The following is a 6,450-nucleotide window of genomic DNA, read 5'->3' on the forward strand; positions in this document are numbered from 1 at the left end:
TTACCTTCTTTCTATATAAATATATATTTTACATTATAGTTAGAATGTTGTATTATAATTAATAATTTAATTTAAGTTGTTAATTGTTGTTAAAAATTTCTAAATATATATATACCTATTTTTTTATTATGTGCATAAACTATAATTGAATTAAAATTGACTATTATTTTATCATACATATAGGGAAACAAGCTCCAATTTAAATTTCATTAATATTGAGGTGATATCTATTGCGTAATATTGCATTATTTATAAATAATATATTATTAATTTTATTTATTTTTGATTTATTTTTAAGAATAACTTTTTCAACAAGAAAAATATTTTTACCTTCCCATAAAAAAATAACTAAACTAAAAACAGAATCATTGATTTTATTATGTTATTTTTTATCAACATCATTAATTTTTATTAATAGTTTAGAAGCTTTAATAATAGGAGTTACCATTCTTATAATGCTTAAAATACTTGAACTTAATAAAGAAAATACTATTTTTTTAAAGAAAATAGCTTTACTTTTATGTATAGGTGGAAGCATCGTAACTTTAATAATTTCAACAATATCTATCTTTCAATATGGAATATATTCTTTAAGACAAAGTCTTTTAGTGGTATTTAACATAGCCTCATCTTTTACAAAAGGTATTATAGATATTTTTGTTGCTTTCATAATAATATTCTTTTTTATAAATATTATTAGCAATATCAAACATTAATATATATTATTTTAAATTAAAAGAGCATCCTTATAACTGGACGCTCTTTTAATTTAATCTATATACCTATTAATTTGGTTTTGATTCATTAGGTTTTGATTCTTCTGGTTTAGAATCATCTGGCTTTGAATCTTGTGGCTTAGATTCTTCCTTTTTAGGTTCATCTTTTTTTGGTTCGTCTTTTTTAGTTTCTTCTTTTTTTGTTTCAGCCTTTGCCGTACCTCTTCTAATTATTGTAGGTAACGGTTGATATGTATCAGTATTTATTAACTCAGTGTTTACCAATACATCATTTTCATATGTTAATCTATAGGCCTTAACTTTATGACCAATAGATCCATGTTGAACTTCCTCTTCTTTGCCTGCTGCCAGTGTAGAGTCATCTTTATATTCTGTAGTTGTTGGTATTGTATCATATTCTTCACTAGTAAATTCATACCTTTTAGATGTTTTTACAGATGAGTTAGAATACATATTAAAAGTAACTGTTCCTCCACCTGCAACACCTTCTATATATATTGGATACTTGGTAGAATTAGTAAATATATAATCCACTCCACCATAAGATATAGTTGCATCTAATCCTAAAGGAACATAAGATACTGGCAAATTATGATTTAATCTAGAATCTGGTAAAATACCCATTTTTAAAACTGCATTATGTAGAGTACTTGAAACTTGACATATTCCTCCACCATATCCAGTTTCTAATTTATCACCAACTATTTCTATTCCAGACATATACCCTTTATCCGGTGTAGTATCTCCTACTATTGTATTAAAACTAAATTTTTCTCCAGGCATTAATAATGTTCCATTTACAGTGCTAGCTCCTAGTTCAATGTTTACACTTTTATTATAATTTGAAGGACTATAGTTTGTACTATAAGTTGATATTAAAGTATCTATTTTAGCCAACTCATCTTTAGTAACGATAGGCTTGTCCTCTACCATTTTACCTTCTACTACAACTTCCTTTTCAGAAGCACTAGATTTAGTCATTTTATTAATTATTTCTGCCTTTAAGCTTTCCGTATCTAACTTAGATCCTACTTGTTCTGGTGTTATATCAAAATTACCGCCATAACCAGATATAGTAGCTTCAGTTTTAGGTTTATTAAGCTCACTTGCAATAGCATTTATTTTTTCATCTATTGGCTTTACATCATAAGTAAATTTAATCTCATGATCTTTTGCTTCACCATTTTTTATCATCTTAAACTTTTCAAATGTAGAATTGTTTTTACCTTCTTTTAGGACATCCTCCACTGTTTTTTCGTAGTCAAACTTTAAAGATAAATCTTTATAATTTATATCATAGCTTTTTCCACCTGATTTTACTACAATCTTCTTCTTTTCCATATTAGCTTTATAATTTTGGTCTATAATTTTTACAGCTTCTTCTTTTGTTTTTCCTGAAAGGTCAATACCTTGTATTCTCATACCAGGATATATAGCATTTTCATATTTAGAAACTGTACTTTTAACGTATGCAGTTCCACCACCTATAGCAATAACTACTACTAATGCAGAAATTGCCATTCCAATTTTTAGTTTTTTATTATTTTTTAATTTTTTAATTTTTGATTTTTTATCTTTTTTTAAGTCCTCGCCCATATAATAAAATTCCTTTCATAATTTTTAAAAAAACTTAAAGTATTATAGTGAAACAAGCCAAAACTTTAATTTATCTGTTGATTTTTAATATTTATTATCATTTTAAAGTTAGCTTTATTAAAGAACTATAATCTTATCATAACCCTTTTAGAAATTAAAATCTTTCAACTATAAGTTAATCGGTGATTTTAAATTCCTATAATAACTATTAAATAAATTTATCATAATTTCATCTATAAGTATACCATATACATAACACTTTTCCAGTGTCATAATTATTACAAATTTAACTGATTTTAAATAATTTTATAAATTATCTTTGATTTTCTTATTTAAATTAATATTTAACTTAAAAACAAAACTTTTGAAAATATTTGTCAAAAGTTTTATCTTATGTAGATTTAAAATCTATAAACTTAATACAATTTTTTTAATTTACATTTAGGCTTAAATTTTACTTTTCTTATCTATATAACTTTTAGAGCTACTCATGCTTTAGAATAACTTTATTAACCGGTTTATAATAATCATCATATAAAAGTTTTGATTCTATTAATTCACTATTTTCATATACATTTCTATAAGTTTTTACTTTATAACCTATACTACCTGGATTTTTAATTTTCATATCACCAATATCAATTGTATTATCAATTATATATTCTGTTTCTATTGGCTTTTCCCAATAAACTTCTTGTAAAAACTCATAATTTCTATTTTTTAAAGAATTATTAGAGTATATATTAAAAACCACCTCGTCATTTTCTATGTAACTTTGTATATATATAGGATATCCTAATGTGTTAGAAAATTTATAATCTATATAATCATAAGCTATTGTTGCATCCATCCCTAAGTTAGTATATCTTACAGGCATATCATGATTTTTTCTTTCTGTAGGTATTATTCCAGAATTTAATATAGCATTATGAAGTGTTGTAGATACTTGGCATATTCCTCCACCAATTCCATCTTCAAGTTTTCCATCTATTATTACCTTTGATGAAACATATCCTTTTTCAGCAGTAGTATTTCCAATTAATTCATTAAAGCTATATGCATTTCCATCCATTATTAGTATGTCATTATTACTATTAGTGCAAAGTTCTATATTTTTATGTCTACCATCATCCCCTGGAGATATTTTAGTTCTCGCACTTCCTATAAGTTTATCTATACTTTTTAATTTCTCTGTAGTTATATTCGGAGTTTTTTCTGTAACTTTAATATTATACTTTGCATTTAAATTTCTATTGGATATTATAAGTGATTCTATATCCATCAAAATTGTATTTTTATCTATTTCTTCTTTATTTATATGTGGGGTTATTATAAAATTTCCATCAATTAGTGAAATTTTTGCATCTACACTTTCTTTGTTTAGGTTTTCCTGTAATTTATTTATTATGGCTGCAACTATATTTTTATCATGAGTAAAGCTTAAATTTAAATTTACTTCTTGTGGCTTTTTTATAAGCTTGTATTTTTCATAAATATTTTTATCTTTTCCATAATTAAATGCCTTCTCTACAACTTTATTAATATCATAGTTAGCCTTTATATCTTTATAAGGAATAGTAATTTCATCACCTTTTAATTCCATAGTTATAGCACTTTTTTCTAAAGGAATCTCAAATTTTGCATCTAATAATTCTATTGCCTCATCTTTAGTGAGCTCACCTACATCATAACCTTGAATTTTTATATTAGGATATATTATAGATTCATATTTATCTACATTAGATTTAACATAACCATAATATGATATAACTGCTATTAAAAAAAATATTATAATTCCTAATATTATCATAAACATACTTCTTTTATTACTTTTCATTAATATTCACCTCACTAAAAATATTTTTATTAATCCATTATAAATATTTTTAGTATATATATTTATAATATACAGTGAAATTTTTTTCCAATTTTATTTACTCAACATCCTATTATAGAATAGAAAAGCACCATTCTTATGAATAATGCTTTTTATTTTATAAATATTCTTTTAAATTTATACCCTTATTAAATTATAATTCTATTTTTATATCTTATTTTATAACCAATTGTTGATACTTACCTGGAACTTATTTATTGGGATTAATTTCAATTTGTCCATTCCATGAACCTGAAACTTTTCCTATTTTATTAATGTTAATATCTAAATTCACAGGATACTCCAAAGGATTAAAGCCAACAAATGTTATAGTTCCTTCTGTTTTCTCTCCAAGCTCACGAACACCAATCTCTAATTTATTTCCATCTTTAAATAATTCAAAAGGTGAACGACCTTCTTCACTTTGTAGGAATGTAAGTACTGAGAATGTACCTTCTTTTTTATCTAAATAATATTCAGGATCATCCACTTGCTTTCCATCTTTAATGCCATCATCTTTTAAGTCTAATCCTTTTGTATCATACTCAATAGGTACAAGATTTCCATTTTTATCTTCTATTCTATAGTTAACAGATACTCTAGATTCTGAAACATATAAATCTGTTAAATGAACCGTAATGTCTTTGTCTGTAATCTTCTCATCTAAAGTTTGAAATTGACCATCTTTAGTTCCATCAACAACTGTTCCATCTTCCCTAACTAATGTTTCATTAACAATAGAATCTTCTAACACATAAGTTGAAAATAAACTCTGTACTCCTTTTGCTGCCATAGGTAAAGCCATTATCGTTAATGCTGCCATTGTAACTGTAGTAATTTTTTTCAATTTGCTCTTATTCATATTCATAAATACTCCTCTAATTTTACTAATTATATTTTGATTGTTTAAATTATATTCTAATTTATTCCATGCTTTTTCAACATCAATTGGATCTCTTTGTATATCTTGATTTCTTAGTTCAATCTCCCATTGATTCAACTCTAGTAGTTTATCAAATTCACTCTGACAAACCTTACATTTATCCAAATGATTGGATACTTTTTTCATCATTTCTGGTGAAAGTTCCCCATCAATATATGATTGTAATATTCCTGTATCATAACATTTCATATTTTTACCTCCAATTTTCCTTATAAACATCTCTAAATTTTCTCTGAGCTCTAACTAACATTGTTCCAACATTAGCTGTTTCTATTTGTAGTATCTCTGCTATTTCTTTATATTTAAGTCCTGAGTATCTCAACAATAAAAGTTTTTTATCTTGTTCTTTTAATTTTTCCATAACAGTCCGTACATTTTCAATTTCCTCCTTTCGAATGTATTGTTCATCAACCATCTCAATATCCTCTTCTATAAAATTACCTACTTTTTCTATACGTGCTTTATGTCTTTTTTCTGATCTTAAATAATTATATGAAACATATATAGCTGATTTATTAAACCAACTTGTAATATTTTCAATTTCATTCCAATTTGTTTTGTATAATTGCATAAACACTTCCTGCGATAAATCCTCAGCTATAGTTTGATCTTTAACAATTTTCATAACTTGCTTAACAACATACACATAATACTCTTTAAATAATTTTTCAAATTCCATAAATGTTAAACCCTCTCCTAGTTCTATTTGTAATGTTTATCTTTGTTTAATTCCTAATTTGATTTTTATATTTTTAGTTATCAATCGATAAGGTTCCAAGTTGATTTTCTAAATTATTCATTTGAAAACTTGGACACCCGAAATAGCGAAACATGCTCGGAAACACTTAGAAAGTTCAACACTACATTTTACATAAAAACATTTTAAAGTTATTGAATAAATTTAAATGCAAGTTTATTTTCCTAAATATATACACAAGTATAGTTTCCATTTTAAATACTTATAAATATTTATTTTACTTTTATAATTTTTTATACTCATATATATAGAACCCAGATTTATAATTTTTATAACACATTTTTCATTTTATTTTTTTATTCTTTTATTTTTATATTTTCCTTTCATTATTATATAGGGTTCCAAATTAAATCTTAAACTTATTCATTTATCAAATGAGAAAATTCAAATTAATGTTTTATCAATAACTAACAAATTATTTTAGTTAAAAGTTAAGAGTGAATAGTGAACAGTTGTGGTTATTGCTACTCACTTCGTTCCTAGTAATTCTCAACGTACCTTTTTATAAATTTGCAAAGCAAATTATATTGATAGATTTTTT

The 6,450-nt window shown here is 24.7% G+C and carries 5 protein-coding genes; 1 reads left to right on the top strand and 4 read right to left on the bottom strand.

Features of this window, described 5'->3' with window-relative positions:
* Positions 1-230: 230 nt before the first annotated feature.
* On the top strand, positions 231-716 hold the full coding sequence (locus AZI32_RS10210; RefSeq protein ID WP_061995737.1) for a hypothetical protein: 486 nt from the start codon (positions 231-233) through the stop codon (positions 714-716).
* A 69-nt stretch (positions 717-785) separates the two neighbouring features.
* Here AZI32_RS10210 and AZI32_RS10215 read toward each other — a convergent pair whose 3' ends face one another.
* From AZI32_RS10215 to AZI32_RS10230, 4 genes are all read right to left on the bottom strand, one after another.
* Positions 786-2,333, bottom strand: a complete 1,548-nt coding sequence (locus tag AZI32_RS10215) for a VanW family protein (protein WP_061995738.1) — start codon at positions 2,331-2,333, stop codon at positions 786-788.
* 484 nt (positions 2,334-2,817) lie between these two features.
* The gene (locus AZI32_RS10220) at positions 2,818-4,170 is read right to left on the bottom strand and encodes a VanW family protein (protein WP_061995739.1); all 1,353 of its coding nucleotides are present in this window, start codon (positions 4,168-4,170) and stop codon (positions 2,818-2,820) included.
* Positions 4,171-4,420: 250 nt separating this feature from the next.
* Positions 4,421-5,341 (bottom strand): zf-HC2 domain-containing protein, encoded by a 921-nt coding sequence (locus AZI32_RS10225; protein ID WP_061995740.1) that lies wholly within the window; start codon positions 5,339-5,341, stop codon positions 4,421-4,423.
* A 4-nt stretch (positions 5,342-5,345) separates the two neighbouring features.
* Positions 5,346-5,831, bottom strand: a complete 486-nt coding sequence (locus AZI32_RS10230; RefSeq protein WP_061995741.1) for an RNA polymerase sigma factor SigX — start codon at positions 5,829-5,831, stop codon at positions 5,346-5,348.
* Between the last annotated feature and the right edge of the window lie 619 nt (positions 5,832-6,450).

The sequence above is a fragment of the Clostridium sp. ATCC 25772 genome (assembly GCF_001573875.1).
Classification (GTDB): domain Bacteria; phylum Bacillota; class Clostridia; order Clostridiales; family Clostridiaceae; genus Clostridium_J; species Clostridium_J senegalense.

Excerpts from the sequence above, each read along its gene's own strand:
- AZI32_RS10215 (WP_061995738.1), bottom strand. The coding sequence starts at position 2,333 with ATGGGCGAGGACTTAAAAAAAGATAAAAAATCAAAAATTAAAAAATTA.
- AZI32_RS10220 (WP_061995739.1), bottom strand. The coding sequence starts at position 4,170 with ATGAAAAGTAATAAAAGAAGTATGTTTATGATAATATTAGGAATTATA.
- AZI32_RS10225 (WP_061995740.1), bottom strand. The coding sequence starts at position 5,341 with ATGAAATGTTATGATACAGGAATATTACAATCATATATTGATGGGGAA.
- AZI32_RS10230 (WP_061995741.1), bottom strand. The coding sequence starts at position 5,831 with ATGGAATTTGAAAAATTATTTAAAGAGTATTATGTGTATGTTGTTAAG.